The 17,366-nt window shown below is 70.3% G+C and carries 15 protein-coding genes; 3 read left to right on the top strand and 12 right to left on the bottom strand.

The genetic code is table 11. The features are described from left to right. Window positions 1-158: 158 nt before the first annotated feature. The gene (locus tag ADK64_RS24620; protein ID WP_053662012.1) at window positions 159-1,295 is read left to right on the top strand and encodes a glycerate kinase; all 1,137 of its coding nucleotides are present in this window, start codon (window positions 159-161) and stop codon (window positions 1,293-1,295) included. A gap of 202 nt (window positions 1,296-1,497) precedes the next feature. Here ADK64_RS24620 and pssA read toward each other — a convergent pair whose 3' ends face one another. The 9 genes from pssA to ADK64_RS24575 all read right to left on the bottom strand — a co-directional run bounded on the left by pssA (window position 1,498) and on the right by ADK64_RS24575 (window position 12,463). Further along, on the bottom strand, window positions 1,498-2,316 hold the full coding sequence (pssA, locus tag ADK64_RS24615) for a CDP-diacylglycerol--serine O-phosphatidyltransferase (RefSeq protein ID WP_053662011.1): 819 nt from the start codon (window positions 2,314-2,316) through the stop codon (window positions 1,498-1,500). 22 nt (window positions 2,317-2,338) lie between these two features. Further along, complete coding sequence (locus ADK64_RS24610; protein WP_053662010.1) at window positions 2,339-2,995, bottom strand: phosphatidylserine decarboxylase; 657 nt, start codon at window positions 2,993-2,995, stop codon at window positions 2,339-2,341. Between the two features lie 170 nt (window positions 2,996-3,165). After that, entirely contained in the window at window positions 3,166-4,371 is a 1,206-nt protein-coding gene (locus ADK64_RS24605; RefSeq protein ID WP_053662009.1) for an acyl-CoA dehydrogenase family protein, read from the bottom strand. Next, on the bottom strand, window positions 4,371-4,883 hold the full coding sequence (locus ADK64_RS24600; protein WP_053662008.1) for a MaoC family dehydratase: 513 nt from the start codon (window positions 4,881-4,883) through the stop codon (window positions 4,371-4,373). Before ADK64_RS24600 ends, ADK64_RS24605 begins: the two co-directional genes overlap by 1 nt. Window positions 4,884-4,888: 5 nt before the next feature. Then, window positions 4,889-5,854, bottom strand: coding sequence for an HpcH/HpaI aldolase/citrate lyase family protein (locus tag ADK64_RS24595; RefSeq protein ID WP_053662007.1), 966 nt, complete (start codon window positions 5,852-5,854; stop codon window positions 4,889-4,891). Next, window positions 5,851-7,878, bottom strand: coding sequence for a protein meaA (locus tag ADK64_RS24590; RefSeq protein ID WP_053662006.1), 2,028 nt, complete (start codon window positions 7,876-7,878; stop codon window positions 5,851-5,853). The genes ADK64_RS24595 and ADK64_RS24590 overlap by 4 nt, the downstream gene beginning before the upstream one ends. A 9-nt stretch (window positions 7,879-7,887) precedes the next feature. Further along, complete coding sequence (ccrA, locus tag ADK64_RS24585; protein ID WP_199829702.1) at window positions 7,888-9,225, bottom strand: crotonyl-CoA carboxylase/reductase; 1,338 nt, start codon at window positions 9,223-9,225, stop codon at window positions 7,888-7,890. A 441-nt stretch (window positions 9,226-9,666) separates the two neighbouring features. Further along, a complete protein-coding gene (locus ADK64_RS24580; protein ID WP_199829700.1) occupies window positions 9,667-10,488 on the bottom strand; it encodes a TetR family transcriptional regulator in 822 nt (273 codons plus the stop codon). 160 nt (window positions 10,489-10,648) lie between these two features. Next, window positions 10,649-12,463 carry a 3-hydroxyacyl-CoA dehydrogenase family protein gene (locus ADK64_RS24575; RefSeq protein ID WP_053662003.1) on the bottom strand — a complete coding sequence of 605 codons (1,815 nt, stop codon included), beginning with the start codon at window positions 12,461-12,463 and terminating at the stop codon, window positions 10,649-10,651. A gap of 388 nt (window positions 12,464-12,851) precedes the next feature. Between ADK64_RS24575 and ADK64_RS24570 the strand changes: the two genes are divergently transcribed. Beyond that, a complete protein-coding gene (locus ADK64_RS24570) occupies window positions 12,852-13,436 on the top strand; it encodes an adenylosuccinate lyase (protein WP_053662002.1) in 585 nt (194 codons plus the stop codon). Window positions 13,437-13,457: 21 nt separating this feature from the next. Here the strand turns inward: ADK64_RS24570 and ADK64_RS24565 are convergent, their stop codons facing one another. From ADK64_RS24565 to ADK64_RS24555, 3 genes are all read right to left on the bottom strand, one after another. Beyond that, window positions 13,458-13,856 (bottom strand): RidA family protein, encoded by a 399-nt coding sequence (locus tag ADK64_RS24565; RefSeq protein ID WP_053662001.1) that lies wholly within the window; start codon window positions 13,854-13,856, stop codon window positions 13,458-13,460. Window positions 13,857-13,912: 56 nt separating this feature from the next. Continuing rightward, window positions 13,913-15,475 (bottom strand): alpha/beta hydrolase, encoded by a 1,563-nt coding sequence (locus ADK64_RS24560; RefSeq protein ID WP_053662000.1) that lies wholly within the window; start codon window positions 15,473-15,475, stop codon window positions 13,913-13,915. A gap of 150 nt (window positions 15,476-15,625) precedes the next feature. Further along, window positions 15,626-16,666, bottom strand: a complete 1,041-nt coding sequence (locus ADK64_RS24555; RefSeq protein WP_053661999.1) for an Rv2578c family radical SAM protein — start codon at window positions 16,664-16,666, stop codon at window positions 15,626-15,628. A gap of 135 nt (window positions 16,667-16,801) precedes the next feature. Here ADK64_RS24555 and ADK64_RS24550 point away from each other — a divergent pair, with 135 nt between their 5' ends. Beyond that, window positions 16,802-17,245: an SRPBCC family protein gene (locus ADK64_RS24550; RefSeq protein WP_053661998.1), complete on the top strand. Its 444-nt coding sequence runs from the start codon at window positions 16,802-16,804 to the stop codon at window positions 17,243-17,245. Window positions 17,246-17,366: the final 121 nt, after the last annotated feature.

Genomic DNA, 17,366 nt, shown 5'->3' with positions numbered 1-17,366 from the left:
GTGTACCCGTTTTCCCCAGGGGGCTCCCAGCGGCTTCCCAGCCTTCGGTCGGGGCATGACGGCGGGGGCCTGCTGAGGTTATGGTCGCAGCGGCGCGACTGGCCCTGACGTGCGCGGGGCCCGGAGAGCAAGGGGAAAGCAAGGTGGCGGACGCTGCAGTGGACGAGACCCGTCGGGTGCTCATCGCCGCGGACAAGTTCAAGGGCTCGCTGACGGCCGTGCAGGTCGCCGAGCGGGTGACGGCTGGCCTGCGCCGGGTCGTGCCGGACCTCCGGGTCGAGGCGCTGCCCGTGGCCGACGGTGGCGACGGGACCGTGGACGCGGCGGTCGCGGCCGGTTTCGAGCGGCGCGAGGTGCGGGTCGCCGGGCCGCTGGGCCAGGAGGTGACGGCCGCGTACGCGCTGCGCGGTGCGACCGCGGTCGTGGAGATGGCGGAGGCCAGCGGTCTGCAACGCCTGCCGGCCGGTGTCTTCGCGCCGCTCACGGCCTCGACGTACGGCTCCGGAGAGCTGCTGCGGGCCGCGCTGGACGCGGGCGCGCGGACGATCGTGTTCGGGGTCGGCGGCAGCGCCACCACGGACGGCGGCGCCGGGATGCTGGCGGCGCTGGGCGCCCGGTTCCTGGACGCGGACGGCGAGCCGGTGCCGCCCGGGGGCGGCGGGCTCGCGGATCTGGTGCGGGCGGACCTGTCCGGTCTGGACCCGCGGCTGTCCTCGGTGGAGCTGGTGCTGGCGAGCGACGTCGACAACCCGCTGACCGGGCCGAAGGGCGCGCCGGCGGTGTACGGCCCGCAGAAGGGCGCCTCGCCGGACGACGTGGCGACCCTGGACGCGGCGCTGGCGCACTTCGCGAAGGTGCTGGAGACGGCCGTGGGGCCGCGGGCCGCCGAGTACGCGGCGGCGCCGGGCGCGGGTGCGGCGGGTGGCATCGGCTACGGCGCCCTGCTGCTGGGCGCCCGCTTCCGCCCGGGCATCGAGGTGATGCTGGACGTCCTCGGCTTCGCGCCCGCGCTGGAGCGGGCCGCTCTGGTGATCACCGGCGAGGGGTCGCTGGACAAGCAGACGCTGCACGGGAAGGCGCCGGCGGGGGTCGCGGCGGCATCGCGTGCCGCGGGCAAGGCGGTGGTGGCGGTCTGCGGGCGGCTGGCTCTGCCGGAGGAGGCGCTGCGGCGGGCCGGCATCGAGCGGGCCTACCCCCTCACGTCGGTCGAGCCGGACGTCGCCAAGTGCATCGCGGACGCCGGCCCGATCCTGGAACGCGTCGCGGCCCGCATCGCCGAGGACTACATGTCCTGAGCCCTCCGGGGCCTCCGCCCCAGACCCCCGGCCCATGCCCGCCTGCCACCGGGAAGGGCGCCCACCCGACGACTGCCAACGGGGAGGGCGCCCACCCGACCGACACGGCACCCTCTCAGCCGGCCGAGGCGGGTGAGAGGGCAGAAAACCAAGACGAAGGGCCCCGAACCCAACCCGGGTCCGGGGCCCTTCGCGGCAAGGTCTACGGCAACTGCGCGGCCCGCGCCTCACGCCGGTTGCCGCGGAAGTTGTTCACCCGCCGAGCCGTCGCGAACAGCGGAATCACGGCGCCCATGACCAGCTGCAGCGCACAGCCCGTCTGGAGCAGCAGCTGACCGCTGGGCGCGTCGAACGCCCAGGCCGCCAGCAGGCCCATGGACAGGACGATCCAGGAGAGCATCGCGCCGGCGAGGCGGCCCCGCGGCTTGGGGTACTCCACACGGCTCACCATCAGCCACGCGGTGCCCAGGATCGCCAGCAAGGTCGCCACGAAGGGCAGCTCCAGCAGCACGATCGAGACGACCGTCAGCGCGCCGAACGGCGAGGGCATGCCCTGGAACATGCCGTCCTTCATCGTCACGCAACTGAACCGGGCCAGCCGCAGGACCACGGCCAGCAGCACCACGATCGCCCCGAGCGCCGCCATTCTCTGGTGCGCGTCGTCGGCGACCATGCCGTAGACGAGAACGAAGTACGCGGGCGCGAGCCCGAAGCTGATCAGGTCGGACAGGTTGTCCAGCTCCGCGCCCATGGGGGACGAGCGCAGCTTGCGGGCCACCAGTCCGTCGAACAGGTCGAAGACGGCCGCGCAGAGCATCAGGATGACCGCCGTGGCCGCGCTGTGGCGGGCCATGCCGGATTCCTGGCTGCCGGTGAGGTGCGGGATCAGGATGCCGGTGGTGGTGAAGTACACCGCCATGAAGCCGCACGTGGCGTTGCCGAGCGTGAGGGTGTCCGCTATCGACAGGCGCAGAGAGAGGGGCATCTCCTCTTCTTCGTCCACCTCGTCCGCCTCGGGCACCCAGCCCGCCTGGGTCTCCGGATCAATCACGGTCAATGCGAGTCACCCCAGCCACGGTCTTCTGTCCGACCTCGACCGCGACCTCCACGCCTTCGGGCAGGTAGAGGTCGACACGCGAGCCGAAGCGGATCAGACCGATTCGGTCGCCCTGCTCGACCTTCGTACCCTCAGGGACGTAGGGCACGATGCGGCGGGCCACCGCGCCGGCGATCTGGATCATCTCGATGTCGCCGAGTTCGGTGTCGAAATGCCAGACTACGCGCTCGTTGTTCTCGCTCTCCTTGTTGAAAGCCGGAACAAAGCCGCCGGGGATGTGCTCGACCGACGTCACCGTGCCCGCCAGGGGCGCGCGGTTGACGTGGACGTTGAGCGGGCTCATGAAGATCGCGACGCGGGTACGTCCGTCCTTCCACGGCATGATGCTCTGCACCACGCCGTCGGCCGGCGAGATGACCCGGCCCGCGGCGATCTCGCGCTCGGGGTCGCGGAAGAACCACAGCATGCCCGCCGCGAGCGCGGTGGCGGGCACGGCGACGGCCTTGGCGGCGCCCGAGCGGCGGGCGCGGGCCAGGCTGAGGGCTGCGGTGGCGACGGTCGGGAGGAGCCACGGCGATGCTCCGCGCGCGAGGCGTACGCCGGCCAGGCTGTCTCGATGTGCAGAGGTTTGGCTGTGGGGCATGGATGACCTTCGTAGCGGATGATGCCGCGCTGTAACGGGGGACGGCGGCTTTCCCGGGATCGTACCGGTCGCGGGCCACAACTGGGCAAGCCAAGAAGCTGAGTCGGCGGCCGAAGACCGTCTACAGGGTGTGATCTTCTTCTCGAAGAAAACACCCCGTACCCGGACATTCAGCCCTGGAATCGATACTCTTCGAGCAGCCTGCGCCCGATGATCATTTTCTGGATCTCGGCGGTACCTTCACCGATGAGGAGCATCGGGGCCTCACGGTAGAGGCGCTCGATCTCGTACTCCTTGGAGAAGCCGTAGCCGCCGTGGATCCGGAAGGCATCCTCCACGACCTCCTTGCAGTACTCGGAGGCGAGGTACTTCGCCATCCCCGCTTCCAGGTCGTTTCGCTCCCCGGAGTCCTTTTTGCGTGCCGCGTTGACCATCATTGCATGGGCGGCCTCGACCTTGGTGGCCATTTCGGCCAGTTTGAACTGGATCGCCTGGTGCTGGGCGATCGGCTTGCCGAAGGTGTGTCGCTGCTGGGCGTAACCGACCCCCAGCTCGAAGGCACGCTGGGCGACGCCGCAGCCACGGGCCGCCACATTGACCCGGCCGACCTCGACGCCGTCCATCATCTGGTAAAAACCGCGTCCGGTGACGCCGCCGAGCACCCGGTCGGCCGGGAGTCGCAGGCCGTCCATGATCAGCTCGGTCGTGTCGACGCCCTTGTAGCCCATCTTCTCGATCTTGCCGGGGATCGTGAGGCCGGGGCGGACCTCGCCGAAGCCGGGCTCCTTCTCGATCAGGAAGGTCGTCATCGACTTGTGCGGGGCCGTGCCTTCGGGGTGGCCTTCGTCACTCCGGACGAGAACGGCCACGAGCGACGACGTACCGCCGTTGGTCAGCCACATCTTCTGGCCGTTCAGGACGTACTCGTCGCCGTCCCTGACCGCCTTCGACGTGATCGCCGACACGTCGGAGCCCAGGCCCGGCTCCGACATCGAGAAGGCGCCGCGGATGTCGCCGGCGGCCATACGGGGCAGGAAGTGGTCCTTCTGCTCCTGCGTGCCGTGCTGCTTGAGCATGTACGCGACGATGAAGTGGGTGTTGATGATGCCGGACACCGACATCCAGCCGCGGGCGATCTCCTCCACGCACAGCGCGTAGGTGAGCAGCGACTCGCCCAGGCCCCCGTACTCCTCGGGGATCATCAGGCCGAACAGGCCGAGTTCCTTCAGGCCGTCGACGATCTGCTGCGGGTACTCGTCGCGGTGCTCCAGCTCGGTCGCGACCGGAATGATCTCCTTGTCGACAAAGTCCCGGACGGTGGAGAGGATCTCCTGCTGGACGTCGGTCAGACCGGCGGTCTGGGCGAGGCGCGCCATTACTTCTCCTGCTGCTTCAGCTCGGGGCGGCCGGGCTGCTCGCCGCCGCGCTCCTTGATGTACGTCTCGGTGGGCACCATGACCTTGCGGCGGAAGACGCACACGAGGGTGCCGTCCTGCTTGTAGCCCTTGGTCTCGACGTGGACGATGCCGCGGTCGTTCTTCGACTTCGACGGCCACTTGTCGAGCACGGTCGTCTCGCCGTAGACCGTGTCGCCGTGGAAGGTCGGCGCCACGTGCCTGAGCGACTCGATCTCCAGGTTGGCGATCGCCTTGCCGGAGACGTCCGGCACGGACATGCCGAGCAGCAGCGAGTAGATGTAGTTCCCGACCACCACGTTCTTGCCGAAGTCCGTCGTCTTCTCGGCGTAGTTGGTGTCCATGTGGAGCGGGTGGTGGTTCATGGTGAGGAGACAGAACAGGTGGTCGTCGTACTCCGTGACCGTCTTGCCCGGCCAGTGCTTGTACACCGCGCCGACCTCGAACTCCTCGTAGGTGCGTCCGAACTGCATCGCGCTCAGGCCTCCGGGATCTCGAACTTGCTCGTGCGCTGCATGCCCGCGGCCCGGCCCTTGCCGGAGACGACCAGGGCCATCTTGCGGCTGGCCTCGTCGATCATCTCGTCGCCGAGCATCGCGGAGCCCTTCTTGCCGCCCGCCTCGGACGTGTAGTAGTCGTACGCGTCCAGGATCAGCTCGGCGTGGTCGTAGTCCTCCTGGGAGGGCGAGAAGATCTCGTTCGACGCCTCGACCTGGCCCGGGTGCAGTACCCACTTGCCGTCGAAGCCGAGCGCGGCGGCGCGCTGGGCGACCTCGCGGTAGCCGTCGATGTTGCGGATCTGGAGGTAGGGGCCGTCGATCGCCTGGAGGTTGTTGGCGCGGGCCGCCATCAGGATCTTCATCAGGATGTAGTGGTAGGCGTCCGCCGGGTAGCCGGGCGGCTGCTCGCCCACGACCAGCGACTTCATGTTGATGGACGCCATGAAGTCGGCCGGGCCGAAGATGATCGTCTCGACGCGCTGGGAGGCCGTCGCGATCTCGTTGACGTTGTTGAGGCCCTGCGCGTTCTCGATCTGCGCCTCGATGCCGATCTTGCCGACCTCGAAGCCCATCGTCTTCTCGATCTGGGTCAGCAGCAGGTCCAGGGCCACGATCTGCTCAGCCGTCTGCACCTTCGGCAGCATGATGCAGTCGAGGTTCTGGCCGGCGCCCTCGACGACCGTGACGACATCGCGGTACGTCCACTCGGTCGTCCAGTCGTTGACGCGCACGACACGCGTCTTGCCCGTCCAGTCGCCCTCGTTGAGGAACTTGACGATGGTGTGCCGCGCCTCGGGCTTGGCGAGCGGCGCGCACGCGTCCTCCAGGTCCAGGAAGACCTGGTCGGCGGGGAGGCCCTGCGCCTTCTCCAGGAAGCGGGGGTTCGAGCCCGGTACGGCCAGGCAGGAGCGCCGCGGGCGAAGGCGGTTGACAGGGGTGGTCATGCGGGGACCTCCAGGGGGTCGAGCTTGTTCGCTTTCCGGATCTCGTCGACGATGCGGCCGATGATCCCGGTGATGTCGAAGTCCTTCGGGGTGAAGACGGCGGCTACTCCGGCGGCCCTGAGCTGCTCGGCATCACCATTCGGGATGATGCCACCGGCGATCACCGGTATGTCTGTGGCACCGGCCACACGCAGCCGCTGAAGCACGTCCGGCACCAGCTGGGCGTGTGAGCCGGACAGGATCGACAGGCCCACGGCGTGTACGTCCTCGTCCAGGGCCGCGTCCACGATCTGCTCGGGCGTCAGGCGGATGCCCTGGTAGACCACCTCGAAGCCGGCGTCACGGGCGCGTACGGCGATCTGCTCGGCGCCGTTGGAGTGCCCGTCCAGGCCCGGCTTGCCGACCAGGAAGCGCAGCTTGCCGACGCCGAGGTCGCGGGCGGTGGCATCGACCTTGGCGCGGACGTCGGCGAGCGCCGAGCCGGCCTCGACGGGAACCGCGACGGGGGCGGAGGAGACCCCGGTGGGCGCCCGGTACTCACCGAACACCTCGCGCAGGGCGCCCGCCCACTCGCCGGTCGTGACCCCGGCGCGGGCGCACTCCAGCGTGGCCTGCATGAGGTTGTCCGTGCCCTTGGCGGCCTCCTTCAGCCGCTCCAGCGCCTTGCAGGGGCGCGGGTGGTTGAACGGCGGCTGGTAGCGGGTGTCGCGCCAGTTCCCGAGCGAGGCGATGACGCGGGCCTCGACCGCCGGGTCGACGGTCTGGATCGCTTGGTCGAGATCGGCGGTCAGCGGGTTCGGCTCGGTCGTCTCGAAGATGTTGACGCCGATGATCTTCTCCTGGCCGGACTCGATCCGCGCCCGCCGCTCGGCGTGCGAGGAGACCAGCTGCGCCTTGAGATAGCCGGACTCGACGGCGGCCATCGCGCCGCCCATCTCCTGGATCCGGTCCATCTCCGCGAGGGACTCCTCGACGAGCGCGGTCACCTTCGCCTCGATGACGTGCGAGCCCGCGAAGATGTCGTCGTACTCCAGCAGATCGCTCTCGTGCGCGAGGACCTGCTGGATGCGCAGGCTCCACTGCTGGTCCCAGGGCCGGGGCAGACCGAGGGCCTCGTTCCAGGCCGGGAGCTGCACGGCACGCGCGCGTGCGTCCTTCGACAGCGTCACGGCCAGCATCTCCAGCACGATCCGCTGGACGTTGTTCTCCGGCTGCGCTTCGGTCAGGCCGAGGGAGTTGACCTGGACGCCGTAGCGGAAGCGGCGCTGCTTGGGGTCCTCGATGCCGTAGCGCTCACGCGTGACCTTGTCCCAGATGCGGCCGAACGCCCGCATCTTGCACATCTCCTCGACGAAGCGGACGCCCGCGTTCACGAAGAAGGAGATACGGGCGACCACGTCGCCCATGCGCTCCTCGGACACCTGGCCGGAGTCGCGCACGGCGTCGAGGACGGCGATCGCGGTGGACATCGCGTACGCGATCTCCTGCACCGGTGTGGCCCCGGCCTCCTGCAGGTGGTAGCTGCAGATGTTGATCGGGTTCCACTTCGGGATGTGGGAGACCGTGTACGCGATCATGTCCGTCGTCAGGCGGAGCGACGGTCCCGGCGGGAACACATGGGTGCCCCGGGACAGGTACTCCTTGACGATGTCGTTCTGGGTCGTGCCCTGGAGCCGGGTGATGTCCGCGCCCTGCTCCTCGGCGACGACCTGATAGAGCGCCAGCAGCCACATGGCGGTGGCGTTGATCGTCATCGAGGTGTTCATCTGTTCCAGGGGGATGTCCTGGAACAGCCGGCGCATGTCACCGAGGTGCGAGACGGGCACGCCGACCCGGCCGACCTCGCCGCGGGCGAGGATGTGGTCGGGGTCGTAGCCGGTCTGCGTCGGCAGGTCGAACGCCACCGACAGGCCGGTCTGGCCCTTGGCGAGGTTGCGCCGGTACAGCTCGTTGGACGCCTCGGCGGTGGAGTGACCGGCGTACGTGCGCATGAGCCACGGCCGGTCCTTCTGACGCTCTGTCATCTATGGCTCTCAGACGTTGCGGAAGCGGTTGATGGCGTCGATGTGCGTGGCGCGCATCTCCTCGTCGCGCACACCGAGGCCCTCCTCGGGCGCGAGGCACAGCACGCCGACCTTGCCCTGGTGCAGGTTGCGGTGGACGTCGTAGGCCGCCTGGCCGGTCTCTTCCAGGGAGTAGGTCTTCGACAGGGTCGGGTGGATCTTGCCCTTGGCGATGAGGCGGTTGGCCTCCCACGCCTCGCGGTAGTTGGCGAAGTGCGAGCCGATGATCCGCTTCAGCGACATCCACAGGTAGCGGTTGTCGTACTCGTGCATGTAGCCCGAGGTCGAGGCGCAGGTGGTGATGGTGCCGCCCTTGCGGGTGACGAACACGGAGGCGCCGAAGGTCTCGCGGCCGGGGTGCTCGAAGACGATGTCGATGTCCTCGCCGCCGGTGAGCTCGCGGATGCGCTTGCCGAAGCGCTTCCACTCCTTCGGGTCCTGGGTCTGCTCGTCCTTCCAGAACTTGTAGCCCTCGGCGTTGCGGTCGATGATCGCCTCGGCGCCCATGGAACGGCAGATGTCCGCCTTCTGGTCGCTGGAGACGACGCAGATCGGGTTGGCGCCGCCGGCGAGCGCGAACTGCGTGGCGTACGAGCCGAGTCCGCCGCTCGCGCCCCAGATCAGGACGTTGTCGCCCTGCTTCATCTGGGCGCCGTTGCGGGAGACCAGCTGGCGGTAGGCCGTGGAGTTGACCAGGCCCGGGGCCGCGGCCTCCTCCCAGCTGAGGTGGGCCGGCTTCGGCATCAGCTGGTTGGACTTGACGAGCGCGACCTCGGCGAGACCGCCGAAGTTGGTCTCGAAGCCCCAGATGCGCTGCTCGGGGTCGAGCATCGTGTCGTTGTGCCCGTCGGAGGACTCCAGCTCGACGGACAGGCAGTGGGCGACGACCTCGTCGCCGGGCTTCCAGGCGTTGACGCCCGGACCGGTGCGCAGGACGACGCCCGCGAGGTCGGAGCCGATGATGTGGTACGGCAGATCGTGACGCTTCGTCAGCTCGCTGACCTTGCCGTAGCGCTCCAGGAACCCGAACGTGGACAGCGGCTCGAAGATCGAGGTCCACACCGAGTTGTAGTTGACCGAGGAGGCCATGACGGCCACCAGGGCCTCACCCGGGCCGAGTTCGGGCACGGGCACCTCGTCGAGGTGGATCGACTTGCGCGGGTCCTTGTCGCGGGTCTCGAGGCCCGCGAACATCTCCGTCTCGTCCTTGTGCACGGTGATCGCGCGGTACGACTCGGGGAGTGGCAGAGCGGCGAAGTCGGCGGACGTGGCGTCCTTCGACTGGATCGCGTCCAGGATGTCCTTCACGGTCACGGTGTTGCCTCCGGCGGTGAGCGCCCCTGAGGGAGGGGGTGCTGAGGGTTCGTCGGTGCTGCGATGAGTGCTGCTGAGGGTTTTGGGATGTGCCGTCGGTTCGGCTCGGTGGTGCTTCGGCAGCGCTTTGTGGCGCGGGAGGTTGCCTGTGACGCAGGCGTCCGGGCGCGCAGGCCAATCGGCTTGCGGGGACAGCCGACGAGCGAATGGTCTCTGCTCGCCGGCCGCCCGGACACCTTCAACGTATGACACCGCGTGTCAGGCGGCAAGGCACTGAGTGCCAGAAGTTGGGCTCAGGTGAAATCTTTACGTAACAAATGAGCGATGATCGATCGAACGGCGTCTGAAATCCGCTGGAAAACGGGCCCTGACATGCCAAAACGGCCACCCCGAAGGGTGGCCGTCATCACAGCCGGGAAAGGCTGGGGGCGGTGCTCAGCGCTCCTTGAGCGCCTCTTCGATGGTCCGCATGACCTCGTCCAGCGGGGCGTCGGTGCGGGCGACCGTGACGAGTACCTCACCGTGCGCGGAGACCGTCGCCGGGACGGTGCCGGCGGCCGTGCGGGGTGCCGGACCGCGTCCGGCCCCGATCCCGGTGCCGAACGTCTTCCGTACGATCGCGAAGGCGTGGTCGAGCTGTGCCTCGACGTCCCCCTGGCCGCCCGCCCGCAGCCAGCGGCGCAGGACGTGGTTGTGCGCGGTGACGACGGCGGAGGCGGCCACCTCGGCCAGCAGCGGGTCGTCGTTGGCGTCGTCGGCGTGCGCGTGCTCGTCGAAGTGGCCGAGCAGATAGCGGGTGAACAGGCGCTCGTAGCGGGCCACGGAGGCGATCTCGGCCTCGCGCAGGGTGGGCACCTCGCGGGTGAGCTTGTAGCGGGCGACCGAGATCTCCGGCCGGGCCGCGTACATCTTCATGACTTCCTTGATGCCGCGGCACACGGTGTCGAGCGGGTGCTCGTGCGCGGGGGCCGCGTTGAGGACCGCCTCGGCACGCACCAGCGTGTCGTCGTGGTCCGGGAAGATCGCCTCTTCCTTGGAGCGGAAGTGGCGGAAGAAGGTGCGACGGGCGACCCCGGCGGCTGCCGCGATCTCGTCGACGGTGGTCGCCTCGTACCCCTTGGTCGAGAACAGCTCCATGGCTGCGGCCGCCAGTTCCCGGCGCATCTTGAGCCGCTGGGCGGCGGCGCGACTGCCTGCGGCACTTTCCGGCGCGTCGGGCGTAGCTGGTGTACGTGAGGACTTGGCGGGCTGGGACATGACCCGAACGTACTGCATGTGCGCAGCTCGGTGCGCAGGTGTGGGGGTTTCCCCGCCCGGGACGGGCGGGGGACCGCCTGCCCGGGCGGGGAGGGGATGCGCAGCGGGATCGAGCAGTCCGCCCCAGTCCGCGTCCGCGTGGGACCAGTCGCCGACGCCGTCAGCGGCGGGCATACTCGCGGAAGCCGCGGCCGGTCTTGCGGCCGAGGCAGCCCGCCGCCACCAGGTGTTCCAGCAGCGGGGCCGGAGCCAGGCCCGGGTCGCGGAACTCGCGGTGCAGAACCTTCTCGATGGCCAGCGAGACGTCCAGGCCGACCACGTCCAGCAGCTCGAAGGGGCCCATCGGGTAGCCGCCGCCGAGCCTCATCGCCGCGTCGATGTCGTCCAGGGACGCATAGTGCTCCTCGACCATCTTGATGGCGTTGTTCAGGTACGGGAACAGCAGCGCGTTCACGATGAAGCCGGCCCGGTCGCCGCAGTCCACCGGGTGCTTCCTGATCCTCGTGCAGACCTCGCGGACGGTCGCGTGGACGTCGTCGGCCGTCAGCACGGTCCGCACGACCTCGACCAGCTTCATCGCAGGCGCCGGGTTGAAGAAGTGCATGCCGATGACGTCCTGCGGGCGCGAGGTGGCGCGGGCGCAGGCGACGACGGGCAGCGAGGAGGTGGTGGTGGCGAGGACCGCGCCGGGCTTGCAGACCTTGTCGAGCGTCTGGAACAGCTGCCGCTTGACCTCCAGGTCCTCGGCGATCGCCTCGACGGCCAGGTCGACGTCGGCGAACGCGTCGTAGGAGCCGGCCGGGGAGATCCGGTCCAGGACCTCGGCGGCGGCCTCGGCGGTCATGCGGCCCTTGTCGACGGAGCGGGCCAGGGACTTGCCGATCCGGGCCTTGGCGGCCTGCGCCTTCTCCTCGCTGCGGGCGGCCAGGACGACCGCGTAGCCCGCCTTGGCGAACACCTCGGCGATGCCGGAGGCCATGGTGCCGGAGCCGGCGACCCCGACCGAGCGGACCTCGCGCCCCGCGCCGCGGGCACCGTCCGGCGCCGGGGTCAGCGCGTCCGGCACGACCGCCGCGCTGCCCGGCGCCTCGTAGGTGTAGAAGCCGCGCCCGGACTTGCGGCCGGTCAGGCCCGCCTCGCTGAGCTGCTTCAGGATCGGCGCGGGGGCGTGCAGCCGGTCGCGGGACTCGGCGTACATGGCCTCCAGGACCGTACGCGCGGTGTCGACGCCGATCAGGTCCAACAGCGCCAGCGGGCCCATCGGCAGGCCGCAGCCGAGCCGCATCGCCGCGTCGATGTCCTCGCGGGAGGCGTACCGGGCCTCGTACATCGCGGCGGCCTGGTTGAGGTAGCCGAAGAGCAGGCCGTCCGCGACGAAGCCGGGGCGGTCGCCGACCGCGACCGGCTCCTTGCCCAGTTCGAGGGCGAGGTCGGTGACCGCGGCGACGGCCCCCGGCGCCGTCAGCACCGAGGAGACGACCTCGACCAGCCGCATCGCGGGCGCCGGGTTGAAGAAGTGCAGTCCGAGCACCCGCTCGGGGCGCGCCGAGTCGGCGGCGAGCCGGGTCACGGACAGGGCGTTGGTGCCGGTGGCGAGGATCGTCTGCGGGCGGACGATCCCGTCCAGCTCGTGGAAGATCCGGTGCTTGATCTCGTACGACTCCGGGGCCACCTCGATGACGAGGTCGGCGTCGGCCGCCGCCGCGAGGTCGGTGCCGGTGCGCACCCGGGCGAGGGCGTCGGCGCGCTCCTGCTCCGTGAGCCGGCCGCGCTCGACCGCGCGGGCGGTGGAGGCTTCCAGAGCCGTGACGCACTGGGCGGCCTGGGCCTCGCTGACGTCGATGCCGATCACCTCGCGGCCGGCCTTCACGAGGACCTCGGTGATGCCGGTGCCCATGGTGCCGAGGCCGACGACGGCGATCGTCTTCAGCGGGGACGGCGAGGTGCCGGACTGGGGGGACAGGGGAGTGGCCATCGCGGGACTCCAGGAATGAGGGTGACGACGAGGAGCGCGCCGGGTGCGCCGACGGGCGCACCGCGGTGCGAGAAGGAGTGCGGGTGTTGCCGGGCTGCGAGCGCACACGCCCGGTGCTGCCGGTGCCACGGGCGTGCACACGCCCGCGCTGTGGCAGGAATTCCGACCGGCCCTGTCCCGGAGCCGGGTCGTACTGCGGTACGAGACGTACCGAACCGACTGATGCTCGCGACGGCCGCGTCACCAAACCGTCGCCAGCAAGAGATGCGAGTGGGTAACTCGCTCGTCTGAGCTTAACCGGCGAGTAACGAGCGCGCCAGAGGTGCGCTCGAATCCGACTTTGTGATGTAGCTCCCCCTGGCCTCGCCACCCGCCTACGCTGGACTTCGTGGACGAAGAGTTGCGATCGCTCACGGAGCGCTTACGGCAGGAGTCGCACGGCTCGGCGGCGTTCGACCGATTGCTGGCGACCGAGGACCACGACGAACTCGCGGAGGTGCTGACCGCGCCCGGACAACCGCTGTGGGCCAGGGAACTGGCCGCCTTCCGCCTGGGACGCGCGGGCGACCGGCGCGCCTTCGAGTCCCTGGTGCTGCTCCTGAACCACCGCGACCCCCCGCGCTGCGCCTCCGCCGCGCACGCTTTGTCCCGGCTCGGTGACCCCCGTACGGCCCGGGCGGCCGCCGCCCTCGCCACCAACGAACTGCGCGTCGCCTACGCCCTGCACCCCGTCCGCCTGCTGGCCGACCTGCGCGCCCCCGAGTCCGTGCCCGCGCTCATCACCACGCTGGAGCGCCGGCTGCGCCCGCGCGACCCCTACCGCAAGGTCGCCCTCGCCTGTGTGGAGGGCCTCGGCGCCCTCGGGGACCCGCGCGCCCGCCGCGTGCTGAACGAGGCCCTGGCCCACCCGGCCCTGGCGCAGGCGGCCGTACGCGCCCTGGCGCGCATCCCCCAGCAGAGGAAGGCGAAATGACACGGCGTCAGTGCGCGCCGCTCACCCGTCCACCACCGCGAGCGCCTCGATCTCCATCAGGAACTCCGGTGCCACCAGCCCGGCGACCCGCACCGCGGAGGACGCCGGCAGCCGGTCCTCGGGTATGTGGGCGGCGCGGGCCGCGCGGATCGCCGGCAGATGGGCCGTGTCCGTCACGAAGTACGTCAGCTTGACGACGTGTTCGAAGCCGGCGCCGGCGGCGGCCAGACAGCGCCTCAGATTCTCGAACACCTGGCGGGCCTGGGCCGCGGGGTCGTCCGCACCGACCAGCTTGCCGTCCTCGTCGAGAGGCAGCTGGCCGGAGACGGCGACGAGGCGGCCGGTGGCCGTGACCACATGGCTGTACTGGGCTGCGGGCGCGACGCCGTCGGGCGCGGGAATCCGGGTCGGTGCACTCATGCCTCCATGGTGGACCAGCCCACTGACAACGCCCCCGACGGGCCGGCGCGCCCCCCTTACCGGCGGAAGCCGAGCAGCTTGTGCAGGGTCGAGCCGGGCGAGGACGGTGACGCCGCCTTCGCCGTCAGCGGCTTCGGGTCGGGGGACTTCGCGCAGACCGCGTCGGCCACGCCCGTGCCGCGCGGCACCCGGCCGTCCGTCAGATAGGCGCTCAGATACCGGTCCAGGCAGGCGTTGCCGCTCAGCGAGATCCCGTGATTGCCGCCGCCCTGCTCGACCACCAGGCTGGAGCGGGCGAGCAGCCGGTGGACCGTGGCACCGCCGGGGTAGGGAGTGGCCGCGTCGGCGGTCGCCTGGAAGAGCAGCGCGGGCGGCAGCTTGGCGTTGGCGACGTCCACCGGCCTGCGCTGCGCGCCCGGCCAGAAGGCGCACGGTGCGTTGTACCAGGCGTTGTTCCAGGCGAAGAACGGTGCCTTGCCGTACACCTCCCAGGTCTCTGTGTGCCACTGGTTCCAGGAACCGGGCCAGGCGGTGTCCCGGCACTGTACCGCCGTGTAGACGCTGTATCCGTTGTCTCCCGCGTGGTCCACGGCGCCGAAGTTCTCGTACGTCTCCACCAGCGGATCGGCGTTCTTGTCGCGCACGTACGCCGCGAACGCCTCGGCGAGGTAGGGCCAGTAGCCGTTGTAGTAGCCGCCGGGGACGAACGTGTCCTCCAGCTCGGAGGCGCCCACGGTGCCGCCGGCCGGCTTCTTCGCCAGGGCCGCCCGCATCGCGTACCACTCGGCCTCGACCTTGGCGGGGTCCTTGCCGAGGTGGTACGTGGAGTCGTACCGGGCGATCCAGGCCATCAGGGCGCGGTGGCGGTCGTTGAAGGCGTAGTCCTGGCCGAGGTTGTCCGAGTACCAGATGCCGACCGGGTCCACGATCGAGTCCAGCACCAGGCGGCGGACCCGCTGGGGGTACAGCTTGGCGTAGACCGCGCCGAGGTAGGTGCCGTAGGAGTAGCCGAAGTAGTTGAGACCGGGGGCGCCGAGGGCCGCGCGGATGCTGTCCATGTCGCGTACGGCGTTGACGGTGTCGATGTACGGCAGCACGTCGGCGTACTTGCGGGCGCAGTCGACGGCGAAGGACTTCGCGCGCGTGAGGTTCGCCTGCTCCAGTGCGGCCGTCGTGGGCACGGTGTCCGGGCGCACCGCCTTGAAGTGGCCGGGCGCGCAGTCCAGGGCCGGGCTGGACCTGCCGACCCCGCGCGGGTCGAAGCCGATGACGTCGTACTGGGCGGCGACGCTCCTCGGCAGCGCGGAGGAGACGAATCCGGCGAGCGTCAGACCGCTGCCGCCGGGGCCGCCGGGGTTGACCAGCAGCGGGCCCTGGAAGGTCTTGGCGGTGTGCTCGACGCGCGACAGGGCGAGGGTGATCTGGCGGCCCGTCGGGCGCGCGTGGTCCAGCGGCACCTTCAGGGACGCGCACTGGAGCGTCGGGTAGTCGCCCGTACCGCACGCCGTCCAGGCGAGCCGGGCGGCGGAGGCGGCCGGGGCCCCCTGCGCGGGCAGGGCGGTGATCGAGCCCGCCACCACGGTGGCGGCAGCGCACAGCACGGCTGCGCGTTTCCTCATGGGTTCTCCCGGGACGCAGGGGTCGGTGGACCGCGAGGATCACGGCCCTCGCCGCATCGTCCCGGGGCCGGGGCTCCGCCGAACCCGTAGCGGCCGTACTTGACCCGATTGAGCCGCGCGATGCCCTCGAACGTCCTCACCCGCACGCGTTCACATGAGGGTCAGCTGGGTCGGCTCGGCGACGCTCTCCGGCTCGGCCGGCGCCGCGGGGCGGATCCGGCGGGCCGTCCCCGCGCGTGTGGGACCGATGCCGTACTCCCGTGCCAGCTCGTGCACCTGACGGGTGATCCGGCGCTGGTACCACGTCGGCGCGTAGGCGCCCGCCGCGTACAGTCGCTCGTAGCGCCGCACAAGGTGCGGATGGTGCCGGGCGAGCCAGGTCATGAACCACTCCCGCGCGCCCGGGCGCAGATGCAGCGTCAGCGGGGTCACCGAGGTGGCGCCGGCTTGCGCGATCGCCCGTACCGTGTCGCGCAGTTGGTCCGGGTGGTCGCTCAGGAACGGGATCACCGGGGCCATCAGCACCCCGCAGCCGATGCCGTGCTCGCCGAGGCTGCGGACGACCTCCAGCCGGCGCTCGGGCGCGGGCGTGCCCGGCTCCACCGTGCGCCACAGCTCGGCGTCGAGGAAGCCGACGGAGACCGAGATGCCCACGTCCGTCACCTCGGCGGCCCGGACCAGCAGGTCCAGGTCCCGCAGGACGAGCGTGCCCTTGGTGAGGATCGAGAACGGGTTCGCGTGCTCGGTGAGGGCGGAGATGATGCCCGGCATCAGGCGATAGCGGCCCTCGGCGCGCTGGTAGCAGTCGACGTTGGTGCCCATCGCCACGTGATCGCCCTGCCAGCGGCGGGAGGCGAGCTGGCGGCGCAGCACCTCGGGCGCGTTCACCTTGACCACGATCTGCGTGTCGAAGCCGGTGCCGGTGTCGAGGTCCAGATAGCCGTGCGTCTTTCTGGCGAAGCAGTACACGCACGCGTGCGTGCAGCCCCGGTACGGGTTGACCGTCCACTCGAACGGCATGCGCGAGGCGCCCGGCACCCGGTTCAGCACCGAGCGCGCCCGGACCTCGTGAAAGGTGATCCCGCGGAACTCGGGCGTGTCGAACGTGCGGGTCGTCACCGAGTCCGCGCCGAACAGGGCCGGCTCGGCCCGGCCGTGTTCGCTGTCCTCCGTGAGGTTCTCCCAGCGCATGACGCCTCCTCGGTAGCACTGCCCCACAGAATAGAACATCTGTTCCCATGATCGTGCGGACCCCGATTTGGGGGCCCGGGCGCCGGGGTGGTTGGCTTGGGCCCACCCCGAGAAACCAGGTCCTGGAGGAACGCAATGGCGCAGGTCGAGGCCACTACGGAGCGGGTCGTCGCGGCGGACGCGGAGAAGGTGTTCGACGCCCTCGCCGACTACCGCGGCACCCGGCAGAAGCTGCTGCCCGAGCACTTCAGCGAGTACGAGGTCCGTGAGGGCGGCGACGGGGAGGGCACCCTCGTGCACTGGAAGCTCCAGGCCACCAGCAAGCGGGTGCGCGACTGCCTCCTGGAGGTCAGCGAGCCCACCGACGGCGAGCTGGTCGAGAAGGACCGCAACTCCTCCATGGTCACCACCTGGCGCGTCACCCCTGCGGGCGAGGGCAAGGCCCGGGTCGTCGTCACCACCACCTGGCAGGGTGCCGGCGGCATCGGCGGCTTCTTCGAGAAGACCTTCGCCCCCAAGGGGCTCGGCCGGATCTACGACGCCCTGCTCGCCAAGCTCGCCACCGAGGTCGAGAAGTAGGCCCAAGGCCCAGCCGGTGAAGGGGTGTTGGCCCCTTCACCGGTTCGAGTGGATCTCCCCCTCGCCCGGAACGATGCCGTAACTCACCGCAGTTGTTCACAGTTGACGCCTTACGCGGGAC

The sequence above is a fragment of the Streptomyces sp. MMG1121 genome (assembly GCF_001280015.1).
GTDB lineage: Bacteria > Actinomycetota > Actinomycetes > Streptomycetales > Streptomycetaceae > Streptomyces.
Note: the sequence above shows the minus strand (reverse complement) of the source record. Positions and strands in the feature narration are given on the sequence as shown.